Origin of the sequence: Amycolatopsis thailandensis, from assembly GCF_002234405.1 — a bacterium.
In the GTDB taxonomy this organism is placed as follows: domain Bacteria; phylum Actinomycetota; class Actinomycetes; order Mycobacteriales; family Pseudonocardiaceae; genus Amycolatopsis; species Amycolatopsis thailandensis.
Map to the genome: position 1 here is coordinate 1 of NZ_NMQT01000295.1, position 480 is coordinate 480.

The 480-nt window shown below is 71.0% G+C and carries 1 pseudogene; it reads left to right on the top strand.

Going from position 1 to position 480, the window contains the following annotated elements:
• Positions 1-362: pseudogene (locus tag CFP71_RS42425) on the top strand (mannosyltransferase); the annotation flags it as partial.
• Between the last annotated feature and the right edge of the window lie 118 nt (positions 363-480).

Below are 480 nucleotides of genomic sequence, written 5' to 3' on the forward strand. Positions count from 1 at the left end.
TTTCCGCTCTGGGCATCGTGATGTTCTGGCGGGCGTACCAGCGCGGTGGCCGGGCGGCCTGGACACTGCCGATCGCGATCGCGGCCCAGCTCGCGTGGAGCGCTTGGCTCTGGTCGCACTACCCGAACTTCCTGGCCTGGGCGCGGTGGGGCACGCTGGCGCTCGGCGTACTCGCGCTCGTCGTGCTGATCCTGGCCAGGGTGCTCAAGAGCCCGTCGTCGACCTTGGTGCAGGCCGGCCTCGTCGTCGGTGTCGTGGCCATGCTGGCCGCGCCCGCCACCTACGCCGTGTCCGTTTTGGATTCCGACTACTCCGGCAGTTCCTTCGACGCCAACGCCGGTCCGGCTTCGGGCTCCGCGTGACGGATCTGCGCAGCGCTCCCGGCGACGTCCTCGCCGGGAGCGTCACCCAGGCGGGCTGGCGTCCGCCGACACTGCTTCCGCGGTGACTTCGGCCAGCGGCTTCGCTCTCTGGCCGCGT